Source organism: Marinimicrobium sp. ARAG 43.8 (genome assembly GCF_050113635.1).
Classification (GTDB): domain Bacteria; phylum Pseudomonadota; class Gammaproteobacteria; order Pseudomonadales; family Cellvibrionaceae; genus Marinimicrobium.
In genome coordinates this window covers 413,224-430,864 of the sequence record NZ_JBNJLT010000002.1, presented here as the reverse complement: position 1 = coordinate 430,864, position 17,641 = coordinate 413,224, and the positions used below count along the sequence as shown (strand labels likewise).

At 57.4% G+C, this 17,641-nt stretch carries 16 protein-coding genes; 12 read left to right on the top strand and 4 right to left on the bottom strand.

The features are described 5' to 3' along the window. The first annotated feature begins 22 nt into the window (after nt 1–22). The gene (locus ACQCLF_RS07150) at nt 23–2,815 is read left to right on the top strand and encodes a TonB-dependent receptor (protein WP_426985694.1); all 2,793 of its coding nucleotides are present in this window, start codon (nt 23–25) and stop codon (nt 2,813–2,815) included. 109 nt (nt 2,816–2,924) lie between these two features. Here the strand turns inward: ACQCLF_RS07150 and ACQCLF_RS07145 are convergent, their stop codons facing one another. The 3 genes from ACQCLF_RS07145 to ACQCLF_RS07135 are packed head-to-tail and all read right to left on the bottom strand — an operon-like array spanning nt 2,925 to nt 5,388. After that, nucleotides 2,925–3,626, bottom strand: coding sequence for a glycerophosphodiester phosphodiesterase (locus tag ACQCLF_RS07145; RefSeq protein WP_426985692.1), 702 nt, complete (start codon nt 3,624–3,626; stop codon nt 2,925–2,927). Then, complete coding sequence (murU, locus tag ACQCLF_RS07140) at nt 3,623–4,315, bottom strand: N-acetylmuramate alpha-1-phosphate uridylyltransferase MurU (protein WP_426985781.1); 693 nt, start codon at nt 4,313–4,315, stop codon at nt 3,623–3,625. Before murU ends, ACQCLF_RS07145 begins: the two co-directional genes overlap by 4 nt. 5 nt (nt 4,316–4,320) lie before the next feature. Then, complete coding sequence (locus tag ACQCLF_RS07135; protein WP_426985690.1) at nt 4,321–5,388, bottom strand: aminoglycoside phosphotransferase family protein; 1,068 nt, start codon at nt 5,386–5,388, stop codon at nt 4,321–4,323. A gap of 223 nt (nt 5,389–5,611) precedes the next feature. Here ACQCLF_RS07135 and ACQCLF_RS07130 point away from each other — a divergent pair, with 223 nt between their 5' ends. From ACQCLF_RS07130 to ACQCLF_RS07095, 8 genes are all read left to right on the top strand, one after another. Then, on the top strand, nt 5,612–8,209 hold the full coding sequence (locus ACQCLF_RS07130) for an LPS-assembly protein LptD (RefSeq protein WP_426985688.1): 2,598 nt from the start codon (nt 5,612–5,614) through the stop codon (nt 8,207–8,209). A gap of 25 nt (nt 8,210–8,234) precedes the next feature. Further along, the gene (locus ACQCLF_RS07125; protein WP_426985686.1) at nt 8,235–9,533 is read left to right on the top strand and encodes a peptidylprolyl isomerase; all 1,299 of its coding nucleotides are present in this window, start codon (nt 8,235–8,237) and stop codon (nt 9,531–9,533) included. Then, a complete protein-coding gene (gene pdxA, locus ACQCLF_RS07120) occupies nt 9,530–10,540 on the top strand; it encodes a 4-hydroxythreonine-4-phosphate dehydrogenase PdxA (protein ID WP_426985684.1) in 1,011 nt (336 codons plus the stop codon). Before ACQCLF_RS07125 ends, pdxA begins: the two co-directional genes overlap by 4 nt. Then, on the top strand, nt 10,537–11,385 hold the full coding sequence (rsmA, locus tag ACQCLF_RS07115) for a 16S rRNA (adenine(1518)-N(6)/adenine(1519)-N(6))-dimethyltransferase RsmA (RefSeq protein ID WP_426985682.1): 849 nt from the start codon (nt 10,537–10,539) through the stop codon (nt 11,383–11,385). The genes pdxA and rsmA overlap by 4 nt, the downstream gene beginning before the upstream one ends. An 86-nt stretch (nt 11,386–11,471) precedes the next feature. Then, the gene (apaG, locus tag ACQCLF_RS07110; protein ID WP_426985680.1) at nt 11,472–11,843 is read left to right on the top strand and encodes a Co2+/Mg2+ efflux protein ApaG; all 372 of its coding nucleotides are present in this window, start codon (nt 11,472–11,474) and stop codon (nt 11,841–11,843) included. 24 nt (nt 11,844–11,867) lie between these two features. After that, nucleotides 11,868–12,680, top strand: a complete 813-nt coding sequence (locus tag ACQCLF_RS07105) for a symmetrical bis(5'-nucleosyl)-tetraphosphatase (protein WP_426985678.1) — start codon at nt 11,868–11,870, stop codon at nt 12,678–12,680. A gap of 235 nt (nt 12,681–12,915) precedes the next feature. Beyond that, nucleotides 12,916–13,620 (top strand): putative porin, encoded by a 705-nt coding sequence (locus tag ACQCLF_RS07100; protein WP_426985676.1) that lies wholly within the window; start codon nt 12,916–12,918, stop codon nt 13,618–13,620. Nucleotides 13,621–13,797: 177 nt separating this feature from the next. After that, a complete protein-coding gene (locus ACQCLF_RS07095) occupies nt 13,798–14,667 on the top strand; it encodes a LysR family transcriptional regulator (protein WP_426985674.1) in 870 nt (289 codons plus the stop codon). Between the two features lie 12 nt (nt 14,668–14,679). Here the strand turns inward: ACQCLF_RS07095 and ACQCLF_RS07090 are convergent, their stop codons facing one another. After that, nucleotides 14,680–14,883 (bottom strand): PA3496 family putative envelope integrity protein, encoded by a 204-nt coding sequence (locus tag ACQCLF_RS07090; RefSeq protein ID WP_426985672.1) that lies wholly within the window; start codon nt 14,881–14,883, stop codon nt 14,680–14,682. A 211-nt stretch (nt 14,884–15,094) separates the two neighbouring features. Here ACQCLF_RS07090 and ACQCLF_RS07085 point away from each other — a divergent pair, with 211 nt between their 5' ends. Genes ACQCLF_RS07085 through ACQCLF_RS07075 form a run of 3 tightly spaced genes read left to right on the top strand, consistent with a single transcriptional unit; the run spans nt 15,095 to nt 17,621 of the window. After that, nucleotides 15,095–15,589, top strand: a complete 495-nt coding sequence (locus ACQCLF_RS07085) for an ATP-dependent zinc protease family protein (protein ID WP_426985670.1) — start codon at nt 15,095–15,097, stop codon at nt 15,587–15,589. A gap of 21 nt (nt 15,590–15,610) precedes the next feature. After that, nucleotides 15,611–16,516, top strand: a complete 906-nt coding sequence (gene rimK, locus ACQCLF_RS07080) for a 30S ribosomal protein S6--L-glutamate ligase (RefSeq protein WP_426985668.1) — start codon at nt 15,611–15,613, stop codon at nt 16,514–16,516. 4 nt (nt 16,517–16,520) lie between these two features. Then, on the top strand, nt 16,521–17,621 hold the full coding sequence (locus ACQCLF_RS07075) for a succinylglutamate desuccinylase/aspartoacylase family protein (protein WP_426985666.1): 1,101 nt from the start codon (nt 16,521–16,523) through the stop codon (nt 17,619–17,621). The last annotated feature ends 20 nt before the right edge of the window (nt 17,622–17,641 follow it).

Genomic DNA, 17,641 nt, shown 5'->3' with positions numbered 1-17,641 from the left:
AACTCAAAGCACTGGAGATAACATGATAATCAGAAAGTCTATTCTCAGTACGACCATTGCGTCTCTGCTGTTGACCGGGGCACAGGTTGCAGCCCAGTCAACTGCTCCGGAAACTGGAATGGAAGAAGTGTTAGTGACCGGTATTCGCAGCAGCTTGGCCCAGGGTATGGACATCAAACGAGATTCCATGGAAGTAGTGGATTCGATCGTTGCCGAAGATATCGGCAAGCTGCCTGACAACAACGTCGTAGAATCGCTCCAGCGTGTTGCGGGTGTGCAGGTGACTGACCGAGCGTCGGGCGAGGCCAGTACGGTGACCATCCGCGGCCTCAATGATATCAGTACCACCCTGAATGGCCGGGTTCTTTTCACCGCATCGGGTCGCTCTTTGGCATTGGCGGATATTCCCTCAACACTCGTTAACCGAGTAGATGTTATTAAAAGCCGATCGGCCAGCCAGTACGAAAATGGCATTGCCGGACAGATTAACGTTCACACCTCCCGGCCCTTCGATTTCGATGGGCCTCGCGTTCAAGTGAACGCCCGAGGCATCTATCAAGATCAAGCGGAAAAAACAGACCCCAATATCAGCGCCCTGTTCAGCAACCGCTGGGATACTGGTGCGGGTGAGGTCGGTGCTTTGTTGAACATTTCCTACATGCGCACCAACTATCGTGACCAGAGCACGACCGCTGGTGCGCAGTTACCTTATGCCACTGAAAACCCGCCCGAGGGGTCAATTCTTACTCCGTTGGAGCGTATCTTTCCCGATGATCCGCGTATTTCTGAGGACCCGGTTTGGCAAACCGGGCTACAGAATGGATTGCCCATTGATGAAGGTTCCAGCCTGTCAATTAATGGGACTGACACCGAGTACTATCTGGCTCGCGATGCAATATTCCAGGGCGAAGTTGTCGGAGAGCGCGAGCGCCCGGCCGCTACCATTGCCTTGCAGTACTCCCCGAACGACAGTTCGGAATACACTTTTGAAGCGATGTACACCGGCTATCGCAACATAAGGGACACCCAAGGGCTGTTTTCCATGGTGGACTCCAATAATGCTCTGGGTGACGATTTAGGTTCAACCTTTGATCTTTACGAGGGCACCAACGTCGTTAAATCCCGCACGGTTGGTTTGCCTGATGTGTTTGCCGATGGCGGACGGGTTGATGAGCAAACCGACAGCTTTATGTACGCCCTGAGTGGAGAGTGGGACTTTACCGAAAAACTGCAGGTTAAGTCTGACTTGATGTACCAGGACAGTGAATTTGAGAGTGATTTTTTCGCTATGCGGGTCAACGGTGTGCCGTACCAAGTGTTCGCCAACTTTGATGATGTGGCCGGCTTTACCTTTGCCGATGATCCATCCACCGCTACTCGGGATGAGTCTGACCTGACCAATCCTGAACTTTGGACTATGGGGCAGTTTTACGACAGCGGCGGTCGTGATGAAGGCTCGGCTATTACATTTAGCACCGATGCCGACTATGCCACCGATTGGGACTTTTTGCACACTTTGAAGTTTGGCGTTCGTTACGATGATCGTGACGCTTCTGAATTTGATCGGAATCAGGATCAGCATACGATTTGCCCGGACCTTGTCGATGATGCGTCGCTTTGCCGCCCGGAAAACCACGAGGGTCTGGGGCACGTTAACAGCAACTTTATGGATGGCGAAGCGGTTACCACCACTAGTTGGTATGCACCCGACGAACACTATATCTCGAGTAATATAGGCCAGTTTCGCGAGCTGTATAATCTTGAGGTCAACCCACAGCTTATGAAAACGTTCGGTATCAATGAAAAGAACACGGCACTCTATGCGACGGGCCAGTTCGAGGTGGGAAAACTTGATGGTGAACTGGGTTTTCGTTATATCGATGTGCAAACGGACATGACATTTTACGGTGACGACACCAGCGATGTGTCCAGGAGTTCCAAAGGTAATAGTGAGTTTTTGACCAACTTGATGCTGCGTTATCACATTACCGACGAGCTTTTGTTGCGAGCCAGCTATGGTGAAACGCTGCGGATGCCGAATTTTTCCGATTTAAACAGTCGTATCACTTACGCTGACGACACTACCGATATTGGCTACGGTAGCGCCAGCGGCGGTAATCCAGACCTTGAGCCAACCACATCTCAAAATTATGATTTGTCGCTGGAATACTATTTCGGTGACGCCAGTATGGCGCACGTGACGCTGTTTCGTCGCGATATTAAGGATCTGGTGGTGACCTACCGCAACCGTATTCAGGCGGATCTCGATGGCTATAACGCCGACAGCTTTGTGCTGACTCTGCCGGATAATGCTTCCGAAGGCATGCTCGAAGGGGTAGAAATCGGCTTTTCCTATTTCCCTGACCTGTCGGGTAATTGGAATGGTGTGGGTGTAACCTCCAGTTTCACATTGTTGGATTCCGAGCAAACCAACCCTCAAACCAACGACGCAGGCGAGGTGACAGGTTACGAGACTGGCCCGATGTACGGTGTATCGGATACGTCTTACAGCGTCACGCTTGCGTATGAGCGTGATACTTTTGACGCTCGCTTGTCATACGTCTGGCGCGACAACTTCCTGTATGCGGATGACGCCGCTTTGTTTGCGAATCCGCTTAGCTGGTACCGCGACGCGGAAGAAAGCCTCGATATGCAGGTTAGCTACAACGCCACTGACAGTTTGACTCTGACACTGGATGCCACCAACCTGACCGGTCAGTTAACTAAAAGGAGCTATGGTGACAGCCCGTACCATTCATTTAGCTCGGAGTTGTACAGCACCACTTATGCCCTGGGTGTTCGTTATAGCTTTTAGTCGGTAGGCGTCTTTCGGGAGCGCTTTCAGGCGGCGGCCAGGCGCTTGCGATCCGATGGTTTGTAGGCCCCCGGTTTTCGGGGGCATTTTATTATCCAGCGTTCAATCTTTATCGTCCCAGTCCGCTGTTCAGCAGCTGCGTGGGCTCGTCCGTAAATACCCCATCCACACCCATTTCCATCAGGTGCTCCCAGTCGTCTTCGTGATTGGCGGTGTACACCCACACCTTGAGGCCTCGTCGGCGCGCATCGGCTACCAGCTCAGCGGGCAGGAAGTCCAGGCTGGCGTTCAGGCTGTAGGCGCCCAGCGCTTTTGCGCAGGCGGCATAGTTCGAGGGCACCCCGTAAATGAGGGCGCCGCGGCGTACGTGGGGCAGGGTGGCGCTTAGTTGCAGCAGTTGCTGATGGTCAAAACTGGAAACGACATAGTGCTCCATCCCCTGTTGCCAGTCCTGGCAGTGAGCCGTTAACAACTGACTGAGTGCTGGTACGCAGTCAGGCCCTTTCAATTCGATATTAAGCAGGGCGCGCTCGCCGACTTCCTCAAGCACCGTTTTCAGTGTCAGTAAGGGCTCACCATTGCTGCGGCGCAACGCTGAGAGCGCCTGGGGCGACAGGTTTTCCAGTGCGCCCTCGCCGGCCAGATCACGCCCCAGGCGTCGATCGTGCGTCACCCAGAGTTCGCCATGGAGTTGCCACACGTCAATTTCGATGGCGCTTACACCCAGCGCAAGGCTGTGCCGGATGGCGGCCAGGCTGTTCTCTGGCCCCTGACCGCCACGATGGGCGATGCATAGCATCGGCTCGCTCACGGCAATGCCCCCGTTGGTGCAGGCGGCTCAGTGAGTGTTCTCTCCACATCGGCCAGCCGTTCCGGGGTGCCGACATCGTTCCAGTAACCCTCGTACGAGAGACCCTCCAATTGGCCCGCCTGCAAGGCGGGCAGCAGAGCTTCCAGCAGTGGAAAAACGTCGCGCCGGTTCGGATAGTGTGCAATCAGGCCCGGGCGAAGCAGGCTGATACCGGCGAAGGTCAGGCGGGGCGACTGCAGAGTGAGGTGTCCGCTATCGGTCAGGCCAAAATCCCCTTCTGGATGAAACGGCTGATTGGGCACCAGCAGCAGGCGGCCGAGAGCGTCCGGATGCAGAGGGCGTTGCGTCAGCGAAGCCAGTGGGAAATCGGTGTAAACATCCCCGTTCAGCAGCAGGAACGGCTCATCGCCCAGCAGTGGCAAAGCACGGTGGATGGCACCGCCGGTCTCCAGCGGCTCGGTTTCTTCGGAGTACTGGATGGTGAGACCCCAGCGGGCACCGTGGCCCGCGAACGCCTGAATCTGGTCGCCCAAATAGGCGGTGTTGATCACCACATCACGCACGCCCGCGCCCGCGAGGGCTTCCAGGTGGTATTGCAGCAAGGGCTTGCCGCCGACGTTGAGCAGCGGTTTGGGGGTGTGATCGGTCAGGGGACGCATCCGCCGACCTAAACCGGCAGCGAGAACCATGGCTTTCACGCGGCGATTTCTCCCGCTTGTCGGTAATCCTGATACCAGGGCTTTTCCTGTACCGCTGGCATGACGGTATGCTCAAACCAGTAGCGGAACTCGGCGAGTTCAGGGTATTGGCTGCTCACCTCCAGAATGTAACGAATGACTAGAGGCAGGTGCTCCAGGTACTGGTCTTTTCCGTCGCGCAAAGAAAGGCGCGAGAAGATACCCAGCACTTTGAGATGACGCTGCAACCCCATCCAGTCGAACCATTGCAGGAACTGCTCTTCAGTGACATCCTGAAGCAGGCCGATACCGCAGGCCATATTGCCGTAACCCAGTGCCCATTGCTGAATCTGGCTGGCGGGCCAGCGGATGTAGCAATCGCGCAGCAGTGAAACGAGGTCGTAGGTAATCGGGCCCCACACCGCATCCTGAAAGTCCACGATGCTCATGCAGCCGTCTGGCCGGATCAGCAGATTACGGGAGTGATAATCGCGGTGCATGGCCACCTGGGGTTGTTCAAGCGCGCTGGCCTCCAGCCGCTCAAAGAGCGAGGTGAGCGAGGCGGCTTCTTCTTCTGAGAGGTCGAGCCCCAGCATCTCCGTCAGAAACCATTCCTTAAAAATCGTGAGCTCCCGTCGCAAAAACGCCTGGTCAAAGGGAGGGAACAGCTCGCCGCGCGGCGTCTGCTGCAGCGCCAACAGTTGCATCAACGCCTCGCCATACAGGGCCGTGGCTGAGTCGGGCTGTTGTCGAAGCGCGTGATACAGCAGGCGGTCGCCCAGGTCTTCCAGCAACAAAAAGCCATTGTCGGGGTCGACGGAAGCCACCTTGGGCACGGCAATGTGGTGATTCAGCAGATGTTGGGACAGCTCCGCAAAGCGCCCTGCGTTCTCGCGTGGAGGGGGCGCATCCACAGCCAGAAGCGACGGCTCGGTATTCAGTCGATAATAGCGGCGAAAACCTGCGTCGCCAGCCAGGGGGGTCAATGCCAGTGTTTCGGTGGCCTGATGGCTGCACAATGCCGCCAGTCGGGTTTGTGCCCAGTGTTCCAGCTGTTCCTGGCGGGCGGACTGCAGGTCGGTCATGGAGCGTCCTCTATCTCTTTTATAGGGGGATGGGGTGATTCTACCTCGGTTTACGACCGGAAAGTCAAAGCCGATGCCCCGGGCTTTCAGGTCTGTTGGAGCGCCATCGTGCCCTGTGCGTTCCAAGGACCGCCGGATTCAAGTAGAATTCCCGGCACTTTTACGTTCCCTGGCGTGTTCCTGGGTGTTTCCCTGGTGTCCGTCATTTGAAATTGTGGTCCGCATGGCAACTGATTTAACCCACAGCCCGTTACGCTCCCGCCGGGGAGCCTCGCGCCCGGCGCGCCAGTGGCGGCAGTATCCCCCGCGTGCGTGGCTGTGCGGATTGATGCTGGCGGCCAGCCCGGCCGTGCTGGCTCAGGCGGCCGAAACCGACGTGGAAACCGCGAGGGATGCTCTGGACTGGGTGCCCGAGGAAGCGCTGAGTGATGCGCAGCGACAAGCGTTACCGACGGCATGCTGCGGCATTTATGTGGCCCCGGAGGAAACCCACCCCGAGGCCGGAGAGGCTCCCGAGTCCTCGCCCATCCGTGTCAGTGCCGACCGCTCGACGTCTACATCTCAGACCCGGCACGCGCTGGAAGGCGATGTGGAAATATTACAGGGCAGTCGCTCATTGCGCGCCGAGCGCGTGGAACTGGATCAGGACGGTCAGCGGGGCAATGCCTCCGGGGATATTCGCATTCGTGAGCCAGGGCTGCTGCTGCGCGGCGAATCGGCGACGATGAAAATGGACTCCGGCGATATGACGCTGGATGATGCCCGGTTTGTGTTGTACGAAACCCGCATCCGTGGCGAGGCGGACCGGCTGGAGAAACTGGGCGACCGTTTTATCGGGCTGGAGCGCGGTTCACTGACCACCTGTGAGCCGGACAGCGATGCGTGGCAATTCAAGGGGCAGGACATCAACATCTACCCCGAAAAGCACTACGGCACGGCGCGGCACGCGCGCATGGAAGTGTTCAATGTGCCGGTGTTCTACACGCCTTACCTTCGCTTTCCCGTGGGCGATCAGCGCCAGACGGGCTTTCTGTACCCCTCGTTTGGTCACAGCAGCCGCAATGGCATCGAGGCCAGCGTACCGTTTTACTGGAATATCGCACCCAACATGGATGCGACCATTACGCCAGAGTATATGCAGGAGCGCGGTACGCTTTGGAATCTGGAGTGGCGTCACCTGTCGCGTTATTTCGAAACACAGGTGGCGGGCGGTTATCTGGACGAAGACCGGGGGCGTGGGGACGGTCGGCAGCGGGATGTGACTGGCGAACCCACCGAGCCCGGTAATCCGCACTTTGGCGAAGAGCGCTGGCAGTTGCAGGTTCAGCAAGAGGGTGGGCGCAACCAGCGCTGGAGCACAGAGATTGACTATACCGACCTCAGCGACAACGACTACCTGAGGGATTTCAACAGCAATGGGCTGGACGTCAATCGCACTGCCCAGGTGGCCAAAAGGGGCCGCGTGTCCTATCAGGCGGATCACTGGCTGCTCAGCGCCAAGGCCGAAGAGCTGCGGGCGCTCAGCACCGGTCGCTGGCCGCACCGGGAATTGCCGCGGATCAACGCTGACGGGCAGTACCGATGGGGTGACTGGGTGTTGGGATTGCGCAACGAATACGTCTACTTTGACGTTAACAGCACCTTTGAAGCGTCGAATCCGGATGCCGTGGCCACGCTTCCTACCGGGGAGCGGTTCCGCACGGATTACAGTCTGACCTGGGATAAAGAGTGGTTATGGGGCTTCTTCAAACCCAGTGCCAGGGTGAAAAGCCTGAGTTACCGGTTGAATGAAGATAACGTGCTGCCCGACGCCAATGCCGAGCCCAGTCTGGTGGTGCCGCAAGGTACGCTGGATATGGGGCTGTATTTCGAGCGTGACAGCAGCCTCTTCGGGCGGGGATTCCTGCAAACCCTGGAGCCGCGTGTTTTCTACTTCTACAGCCAGTATGAAGACCACAGCGACCTGTTTGGCGTAACGGCGGCCAACCGTCCCCTGTTGTTCGATTCCAAGCCGTTGACCTTTCAATACAACCAGTTATACCGCACTACCCGCTATTCGGGCGGCGACCGCATTGAGGATGCCAATCAGGTATCCCTGGGCTTGACCAGCCGACTGATCGATCCATTGACGGGGGTAGAGCACCTTAACGTGGGGATTGGCCAGATTTTCTATTTCGAAGACCGCCGGGTCACGCTGACATCGCCAGACTTTCAATACGACCCGAGTGCGGACCCCGACGCTGAGCGTCCCGAGGAAACCTACAGCCGCTCGGAGCTGGCCGGACAGTTCAGTGCCCGCCTGAACGACCGCTGGAACATCAACGGCAACGTGGCCTACAACCAGTACGAAAATCGCCTGGGCAGTGCTAACGCCAGTATTCGCTATCACGATGAGAGTGACCGGATCGTGAACCTCGGCTATCGCTACACCCACCGTCCCCCGGCTCCGGGGTTCGAAGACCCGACGGACTTCGAGGAGCGAGCGCTGGATCAGGTGGATCTCTCTTTCTACCTGCCCGTGGCGGGGCAATGGGGCGTAATCGGACGTGCCAATTACGACCTGACCTATGAAAAGGAACTCGATACCTTTATCGGACTCGAATACGACGATTGCTGTTACCGGGTTCGGATTATGGCCCGGCGCTGGCTGGACTTCGATTACACCCCGGATTTCCTGTCCCGGGTGACCAGAGAAGATTACGACGAGAGCATCATTTTCGATATTCAATTCAAAGGGTTGGGCAGCATCAACCGCTCTGTGGGCGAGCTGCTTGAAAAAGTCATTCCCGGCTACAATGCCGGCGGTGGCTTCCTTCGCTAACGTGAGACATAAGACTGCTATGTATGTGAACCGGCTTTTTCGTTTCCTTTTTCCCGTCGCTCTGCTTTTAGCGCTGGCCAGCTCCTGGGCACAGGCCGAAACCGAAATGCTGGACCGGGTGGTGGCTATTGTCGGCGACGACGTAGTGCTGGAGAGTGAGCTTGACGAACGGATGGCGGCGATCAAGGCTCGTATCGCCCAGTCCGGCAATAACCAACAGCTGCCGCCAGACAGCGTTCTGCGCGAACAGATTCTGGACCAGCTCGTTCTGGAGCGGCTGCAAATGGAAATGGGACGTCGTTATGGCATCGAGGTCTCCGAAGAGCAGTTGGATCAAACGGTTCAGAATATTATGCGCAGTAACCAATTGACCGAGGAGCAATTGCGAGCGGAATTGCAGGGGCAGGGGCAAACACTGGAAGGCTTTCGCGACCAGATTCGCCGTGAAATGTGGGTCAACCAGATCCAGCAGGCGGTGGTGAACAGTCGTATTGAAGTTAACCAGCAGGACATCGACAGCTTCCTGGCCTCCACCGACGGCAAGTTTGCGACATCGCCGAATTACCGCCTCGGCCACATCCTGATTTCGGTGCCCAGTGGTGCCAGCAGTGATGAGGTGGACGAGGCGCGGGAGGAAGCCGGGACGATTCGGCAGGAACTGGTGGATGGCGCGGACTTCGAGCAGATGGCCATTACCCACTCCAACGATGCCAATGCCTTGCAGGGCGGTGAGATTGGCTGGCGCAAACTGGAGCAGTTACCCGAATTGTTTGCCGATGTGGTCGCGGGTCTTAACGAAGGCGATGTGTCGGAACCGGTGCGCAGTGGTGCCGGCTTTCATATCCTTAAAGTGCATGAAACCCGCAGCCAAACGGCAAACAGCATGGTGCAGCAAACCAAGGCGCGTCACATCCTGATCAAGACCTCGGAAATCATGAGTGATGAGCAGGCGGAGCAGAAACTTCAGCAGTTGCGCCAGCGCGCTCTGGACGGGGAAAGTTTTGCCGACCTGGCTCGCGAAAATTCCGAAGACATCGGCTCAATGCTGCAGGGCGGGGATCTGGGATGGACTATGCCGGGGCAAATGGTTCCGGCGTTTGATCAGGTAATGAATGAAACCGGCGTGGGGGAAATCAGCGAGCCGTTTAAAAGCCGTTTCGGCTGGCACATCCTGACCGTTGAGGAGCGCCGCGACCAGGATATGAGCCAGCAAATGGAGCGCAACCAGGCCGCCAACATGCTGCGCGAGCGTCGTTTTGACGAAGAGCTGCAAACCTGGCTGGCAGAGATTCGCGAAGAAGTTTACGTGGAAGAAAAACTGTGACGGGTCCGCGTCCGCCGCTCAGACTTGCCTTAACCCCGGGTGAGCCAGCGGGTATAGGCCCCGACCTTGCGGTCATGTTGGCGCAACAAAAAAGAACGGATGAAATCGTGGTGGTTGCCGATCCCGATGTGCTGCGCGCTCGCGCCCGGCAATTGGGATTGCCACTGACTCTGCGGGAACTTGACCCCCAGGCGGCGCCCCAGCCGCCCGAGGCTGGAGAAATTACGGTGCTGCCCGTGCCGTTACGAGCCGCCGTTACCCCCGGTCAACTGGACACGCAAAACAGCACCTATGTTTTACACACGCTGGATGAAGCCATTGCGGGGTGTCAAAAAGGGACGTTTCAGGGGCTGGTGACCGGTCCTGTGCATAAAGGCATTATTAACGAGGCCGGCATCGCCTTCAGCGGCCATACCGAATACCTGGCTCACAAAACCGGCACGGCCCGGGTGGTGATGATGCTTGCCACCGAAGGACTGCGCGTAGCGCTGGCTACCACGCATCTGCCGCTGCGTGATGTGGCCGATGCACTCAATGAGGCATTGCTGACCGAAGTGCTCGATATTTTGCACTCCGGTCTGCAGCGCGATTTTGGCATTTCGAAGCCGCGCATTCTGGTCTGCGGGCTCAATCCCCATGCGGGAGAGGGCGGCCACCTCGGGCGAGAAGAAATCGATTTGATTGAGCCGCTGCTCGAAAAACAGCGTATGCGGGGGCAAACGCTCATTGGTCCCTTGCCAGCGGATACGCTGTTCACACCCAAACACCTCGACAGCGCCGATGCCGTGCTGGCCATGTACCACGATCAGGGCTTGCCCGTGCTCAAATACAAAGGCTTTGGCCAGGCGGTGAATATTACGCTGGGCCTGCCGATCATTCGCACCTCGGTGGATCACGGCACAGCGCTGGATTTGGCGGGCACCGGGCAGGTAGACGGTGGCAGCCTGGCCACCGCACTGACGTACGCCGGTTTAATGGCCGCGGCCCGCTTTGGGGATCAGGCATGAGTGCCACGGATAATCGTCACACCAACAGCAATCGGGAAGCACCGCACCGGGCGCGAAAGCGGTTTGGCCAAAACTTTCTGATCGATGAGCATATCGTGGACAGCATTGTCAGTGCGGTTAACCCGCAGCCCGGTGAGTGCATTGTGGAAATCGGGCCCGGTCGCGGCGCACTTACCGCGCGCCTTGCGGATCGTGCTGAGCAACTGCGTGTTATCGAGCTTGACCGTGATCTTGTGCCCTGGCTGCGTGTGCAGTTTGAGCGTCACCCCGACTTTCGGCTTTACGAGGCGGATGCGCTCAAGTTCGATTTTGCGCCGTTGGGTACAGAAGGCCGACCGCTTCGTATCGTCGGGAATCTTCCCTACAACATCTCCACTCCTTTGATTTTTCACCTGTTGTCGTTTAGTGGCCAGGTAAAAGACATGCACTTCATGCTGCAAAAAGAAGTGGTGAAGCGGCTCGCCGCCGGTCCCGGTGAAAAAGCCTATGGGCGTCTCGGCATCATGGTGCAGTACGACTGCGAAGTGGCGCCTTTACTGGAAGTGCCTCCCTCGGCGTTTGATCCAGCGCCGAAGGTGGATTCTGCCGTGGTACGCCTGACGCCCCATGCGCGACGGCCGGTGACTGCCAACAATTTCTCCACCTTGTCGACGCTGGTCAATATCGCCTTTCAACAGCGGCGTAAAACCTTGCGTAATGCCCTTAAGCAGTGGGTGCCCGCCGAACAGATGTCGGATTTACCGGTGGACACATCGTTGCGGCCCGAAGCACTGTCGCTGGACGATTATGTAACGCTTTCCAACGCACTGGATGCCTTGAATTCGGTGGCCGTGCCCCCACAATAACGCCATTTCCGAACGCTTTCCCAAACACCGGTGCGGGCTTCGAAAGCTCGACTCGGTGCCTTTGTCGAACTGGAGTATATTGGCGCATGACCCAAGACATTCGGGTGTCCGTAAAACCCGCCTACATTGAACAGCAGTCCCAACCGGACAGTCGTCGCTTTGTGTTTGCTTACACGATTACCATTGCCAATAATGGCGAGGAAGCCGCGCAGCTGATTGGCCGACACTGGATTATTCTCGACGCTGAGGAAAAGCAACAGGAAGTGCGCGGCATCGGTGTCGTGGGCGAACAGCCCTATCTTTCGCCGGGTAAAAGTTTCACGTACACCAGCGGTGTGATTCTCGAAACCGAGACCGGTATTATGGAGGGAACCTATCAGATGAAAAGTGATGATGGCGATGTGTTCGATGTGCCCATTCCCCCGTTTGCGCTGGTGCCGCCCTACGCCATTCACTAACGCTGTGAACCGTTGGGAGACAACATGAGTACTTACGCCATCGGCGATATTCAGGGCTGCCTTGAGCCCCTGAAACGATTGCTTGAGCAAGTGAACTTTGATCCCGCTGCGGATCACTTGTGGATTGCGGGCGACCTGATTAATCGCGGGCCGAGTTCCTGTGAAACGCTGGAATTTCTGTATCGGCTCCGACACAGGACGATCGTTGTACTCGGGAATCACGATTTGCACCTGCTGGCGGTAGCGCGAGGCCATCGCGCTCCTAACAGCAAAGACACTCTCGAAGATATTCTCGGGCACGACGAACACCCCGAGTGGATGGACTGGCTTCGGCACTGCCCGCTGCTCCACCACGATGTGTCCCTGGGCTATGTAATGACGCATGCGGGCATACCGCCACCGTGGTCGCTTGACCGGGCAAAAGCTCATGCTCGTGAGGTGGAGGCGGTCTTGCAAAGTCGACAGGTGGATGACTTTCTGGCACACATGTACGGCAATGAACCCCGCGTGTGGAAACACAAACTTTATGGCATGGATCGGTTGCGACTGATTACCAATTATTTTACGCGCATGCGCTTTTGCACCGCCGATGGCGAACTGGACCTGAGCAGTAAAGGAGGCTTGGGCACACACCCGGCTGGCTTTGCTCCCTGGTTTGCTCACCCCGGTCGCAAGTCTCGTGAACACCGGATTTTATTTGGCCATTGGGCAGCGCTGGAAGGGCGTGTGGATGTGCCCAATGTGTTTGCACTCGATACCGGTTGTGTGTGGGGCGGCACATTGACCGCGCTACGACTGGAAGACCAGCAGCGGTTTGAATGCGATTGCTCGTTGTGAAAATGTTGATGTATTTGTGAACTGCGCACCAAAAGTGCGCAATGCTTGTGACAAACTGTTTCGTGGTCGTTAAAATACGTGTCGTTTGCCTGTCGTATGGTTTGGTAACCCTATGACTTGGCGAAATTATGGCTAAGTGATGTATGGCGAAGTGATGAATGCTCGCCAGTGAATTTTGGGCTGGTGAATCCCTCACCAGCTGTTGGAACTTTTGATGTCAGTAAAAGGAGCTCTTATGAAAATGAAATCTCTCGCGGTGGCCACTGTATTGGCCGCGTCCTCCGGGCTTGCCGTTGCCGCTCCCTATCAGGCAGAAGTGGGTGCAAGCTACACCGATGTTGAGCATGGCGATGGCGCTTTCGGCATGTACGGTGAGTTCCACTTCAACCCGGTTCAAACCCGTAACCATCCATTGGCCGAAGCGGCCTTCCTGGAGCGTTCCACCAACGTTTATGCAGCGGCGGCTGACGACTTTGATGCGCTGACCGTTGGCGGTGAACTGTATATTCCCGACACCATGTTTTACGTTGGTGCCCGTATCAGCCGTTGGGACTATGGCAATGACGACGACACCACGGTTTATGCCACGCTCGGTCTGACGCCGATTGATGGCCTGCTGGTGACTACAGAATTTTCCGACGATGGTTATGACGCCAACATTGCGGCCAAGTATGTGACCAGCCTGGGCGGTGGTAACTTTATCAACCTGGAAGGTCAGTACTATGATGGTGACTACGATGATTATGTGTCTGTAGGCGCTGACTTTTACTTTGATCGTACCTGGAGCGTGGGTGCGGCCGCCACCGATAACTTTGGCGATGACCAGTTTACGTTGCGCACCGAGAAGTTTTTCACCGAGTACGTGAGTGGCCGTCTGGCTTACACCGACTCCGACTTCGCGGGTGACACCTTTACCATTGGTGCGGCGGTGCGCTTCTAAAACAGTGCCGCTGTCTCGTCGACGGAAAACTGTTTCACCGTCTGAAACCGGGCCTTGTGCCCGGTTTTTTTATGCCCGGTGATTGCGTGGAATGGTGCTTGCGTTCGCGGCACGGGCCGGTTAGATTCCCCCAAAGGTGGACAAACGTGTCCGCGCTCAGCGAATGCAGGGGATCTCGTGGATATTGAGCTGCTGAAAACGTTTTTGGAGGTGACCCACACCCGTCATTTTGGTCGCGCCGCCGATAAGCTGTTTATCACTCCGGCAGCGGTCAGCGCCCGGATACGTCAGTTGGAACAATACCTGGGCGTCTCCTTGTTTTATCGCACGCGTGGCAACATCCAGATGACAGCGGAAGGAGAGCGGCTGCTGCCCCATGCCCATCAATTGCTTGAAGGGTGGGCCGTGGCCCGGCGCGATCTGGCGCAGGAGTCGGAGCCACTGGCGCGGGCAAGCCTGGGAGCGCTGCCAGCGCTGTGGCAGTCTTGTCTCTCCAGCTGGCCGCGCCGTTTGAATGAGATGCTGCCAGAGATCGGTCTGCGCTGCGATGCCTGCCAGACCAATGAGCTGGTGGATCGTTTGCGGGCGGGACAATTGGACGTTGTCTTGTTGTTTGATCTGCCAGGGGAGGCCGACCTGAAAGGGCGAAAGGTGGGTCAGGTGCCATTGCAGCTGTTCAGCCGTGAGCGGGAAACCTTTTCAGAAGCGCTGGCGCGGGGGTATATCTCGGTGGATTGGGGGCCGGCTTTTGCCCTGTTCCAGGCGCGGCGAATGGGTAAAAACGTGCCGCGCCTGGTGACGGATCAATTGCCACCCGCGCTTGACCTGGTGAGAGCGGGACTGGGCTGTGTCTGGTTGCCCCAGGAACTTACCGGTTTGCACCGGGTGGTGGACGCTCCAGACTTTACCCGCAGCCTCTATGCCACCTTCCTGACGGAGCGAGAGTTCACGCCTCAAGTACAACAGCTCTTGCAGGCCCTGCCGACTATGGTGGAACAGGCCCCTGTCCCTGAACGTGACGCCCGGGAGAGCAAGCGTGGGGCCTGAAACTGACGGAACTTAGGCGTCCAGTTCCCAGAGGTCGTCGCATCCCAGCTCGTCCTTTAAGCGGCGGCGCTCCAGACGATCCTCGATCTTGCGACGCATATCCAAAATGTGCTGATTGGCCTCCCGGCCACTCAGTTTCGGCTGCCCCTCATCGTTTTCCGCCTCTTCCGGAAGGAAGTCGGAATCGTCGTCGGAATGATCAATATTAACGGCCATAGACATCTCCAGCATAAGCAATGACAATGCGCACAGAGGCTGTCAAACAGATCCCGAGTGCATTTGGCGCTATTTATCACAGAGGGTGGGGATGACAAAGCAAAAAAAATTTGCCGTCGTCTAAAATGTTGGTGATCGTGGGTATCACGTCGCAATTGCAGGTGGTAATGACAGGCGGTAATCACAGACGGCAATAACAGAGAGGCAATGTGTGGCAAACAGCGTAGATTCAACCGTGGAACAACAGGAAAAAACCATGATCGGCTGGCGTGAATGGGTGCGGCTGCCGGATTTGGGACAGATCGAGATCAAGGCCAAAATTGATACCGGGGCGCGCACCAGTGCGCTGCATGCCTATTTTGTCGAGCCTTTCGAGGTCGAGGGGCGCTCCTGGGTGCGCTTCGGGCTGCACCCGCGCCAGAAAGACACGCACGTTCAAGTGGAGTGTGAAGCGCCGGTCGTCGACCGGCGGCGCGTGACGGATTCCGGGGGTCACTCGGAAATGCGCTATGTGATCGCCACCACCCTGATGCTCGGCAACACCGCTTTTTCGGCGGAGGTTACCCTGACCGACCGGGAAAATATGCTTTTCCGCATGTTGCTCGGGCGAGGTGCCCTCAAGCCCCATTTCCTGGTCGATAGCGACCAGTCCTTTGTGCTCGGCGGTTCGAAGTTCTTGCCACCGAGCGAGCTTTCTCACTCCTAATGCGTATTTGACGGACTCTTTATGAAAATTGCCATTCTGTCTCGAAATCGTCGGCTGTACTCCACCCGTCGTCTGGTGGAAGCCGCCGAGCAACGGGGGCACGACGTGCATGTGCTGGATATCCTGAAATGCTATATGGATATTACGCCAGCCAACCCCAGCATTTGGTATCGGGGCGAAAAGCTGGAGGGTTTCGACGCGGTGATTCCGCGCATCGGTGCATCGGTCACCCATTATGGGTTGGCGGTCATTCGTCAGTTCGAGATGATGGGCGTGTACTGCCTGACTGAGTCGGTGGCGCTGGGTCGCTCGCGCGATAAGCTCAGGGCCATGCAATTATTTTCTCGCAAAGGGCTGGGTATGCCCCGGACCAGTTTTGCGTACCATGTGCACAACACCAAAGACCTCATCAAGCTGGTGGGCGGCGCGCCGCTGGTGGTGAAACTGTGTGAAGGTACACAGGGCCGAGGTGTGGTGCTGGCCGAAACCGCCAAAGCCGCCGAGAGTGTGATTGAAGCGTTCCGCGAACTGCGTGCGGAGTTTCTGGTGCAGGAATTCATCAAGGAGGCCGGAGGCAGCGACATTCGCGCACTGGTCATTGGTGGCAAAGTGGTGGCGGTCATGCAGCGCACAGCGATGGAGGGGGAGTTCCGCTCCAATCTGCATCGTGGTGGCAGTGCACAGCTGATCAAGCTCACTCCTCCTGAGCGTCGTACGGCGGTTAAAGCGGCCCAGACCATGGGGCTCAGTGTGGCGGGGGTGGACCTGCTGCGCTCAAGCCGGGGACCGCTGCTGATGGAAGTCAACTCCTCCCCCGGTCTCGAAGGGATTGAGGGCGCGACGGGTAAAGACGTGGCGGCCGCCATTGTGCAGTTCGTTGAGGAAAATGCAAAGCCACATAATACTCGTACCAAGGGGAAAGGGTAGGTCTGTGGAAGCAAAGCACAAGCGAACGGTAAGCCGTCGCGAAAAGAACCGAACGTTGACCATTGGCGGAGTCACCGTGTCCCCCGGGGAGCGTACCTCCGTGGACATTCCGTTAGCGGCCATGTATACCCACACGGATGTAGAACTCACGGTGCATGTGGTTAATGGCCGGCGTCCGGGCCCTTGCCTGTTTGTGTGTGCGGCGATTCATGGTGATGAGTTGAATGGCGTGGATATTATTCGGCGCCTGCTCGACTACAAGCAACTCAGCCAGTTACGGGGGACCTTGCTGGCCATTCCGGTGGTCAATGTGCATGGTTTTCTCAGCCAGTCGCGTTACCTGCCGGATGGCCGTGATTTGAACCGTAGCTTTCCCGGCAGTGAGCGCGGTTCTCTGGCGGGTCGTGTGGCGAGCACCTTCGTGCGCGATATTCTCAAACACTGTACCCATGGTATTGATTTGCACACGGGCGCGAGGCACCGCAGTAACCTGCCTCAAATTCGCGCCGACCTGAGCCAGGAGGAAACCCGACGGCTGGCCATGCAGTTCGGCGTTCCCGTCGTGCTGGATGCCAAGCTCCGCGACGGGTCTCTGCGCGAAACGGCCGCGGATATGGGCATTCCGTTGTTGCTCTACGAAGCCGGTGAGGCGCTGCGTTTCGATGAGCTGTGCATCCGCGCCGGGGCTCGGGGCATTCTCAACGTCATGCGTGAACTGGAAATGCTGCCCGCCCGAAAGCGGCCCGCCAAAGTGCCCGAAGCGGTGGTGGCCGATGACAGTCGCTGGGTGAGGGCACCCTTAAGTGGTGTGATGCGCTCTCGTGTGCAACTGGGAGCGCGGGTGAAAAAGGGCGACGTATTGGGCCTGATCGCCGATCCTTTGGGTTTCAAGGATGCCGAGGTGCTGGCACCGGATGAGGCGATTGTGATCGGTATGACGAATTTGCCGCTGGTTCACGAAGGTGAGGCGCTGTACCACCTGGCGAGCTTCAAGCGCCAAACCGGGCAGGTGGCGTCCGAGCTGCAGGGGTTTCATGAGCGGTTCAGCGCGCAGGAAGATGAACAGCCGTTTTTTGTCGGTTGGGATGATTCTCTGGAAAACTGATGGGGCAGCGGTGTTATCAG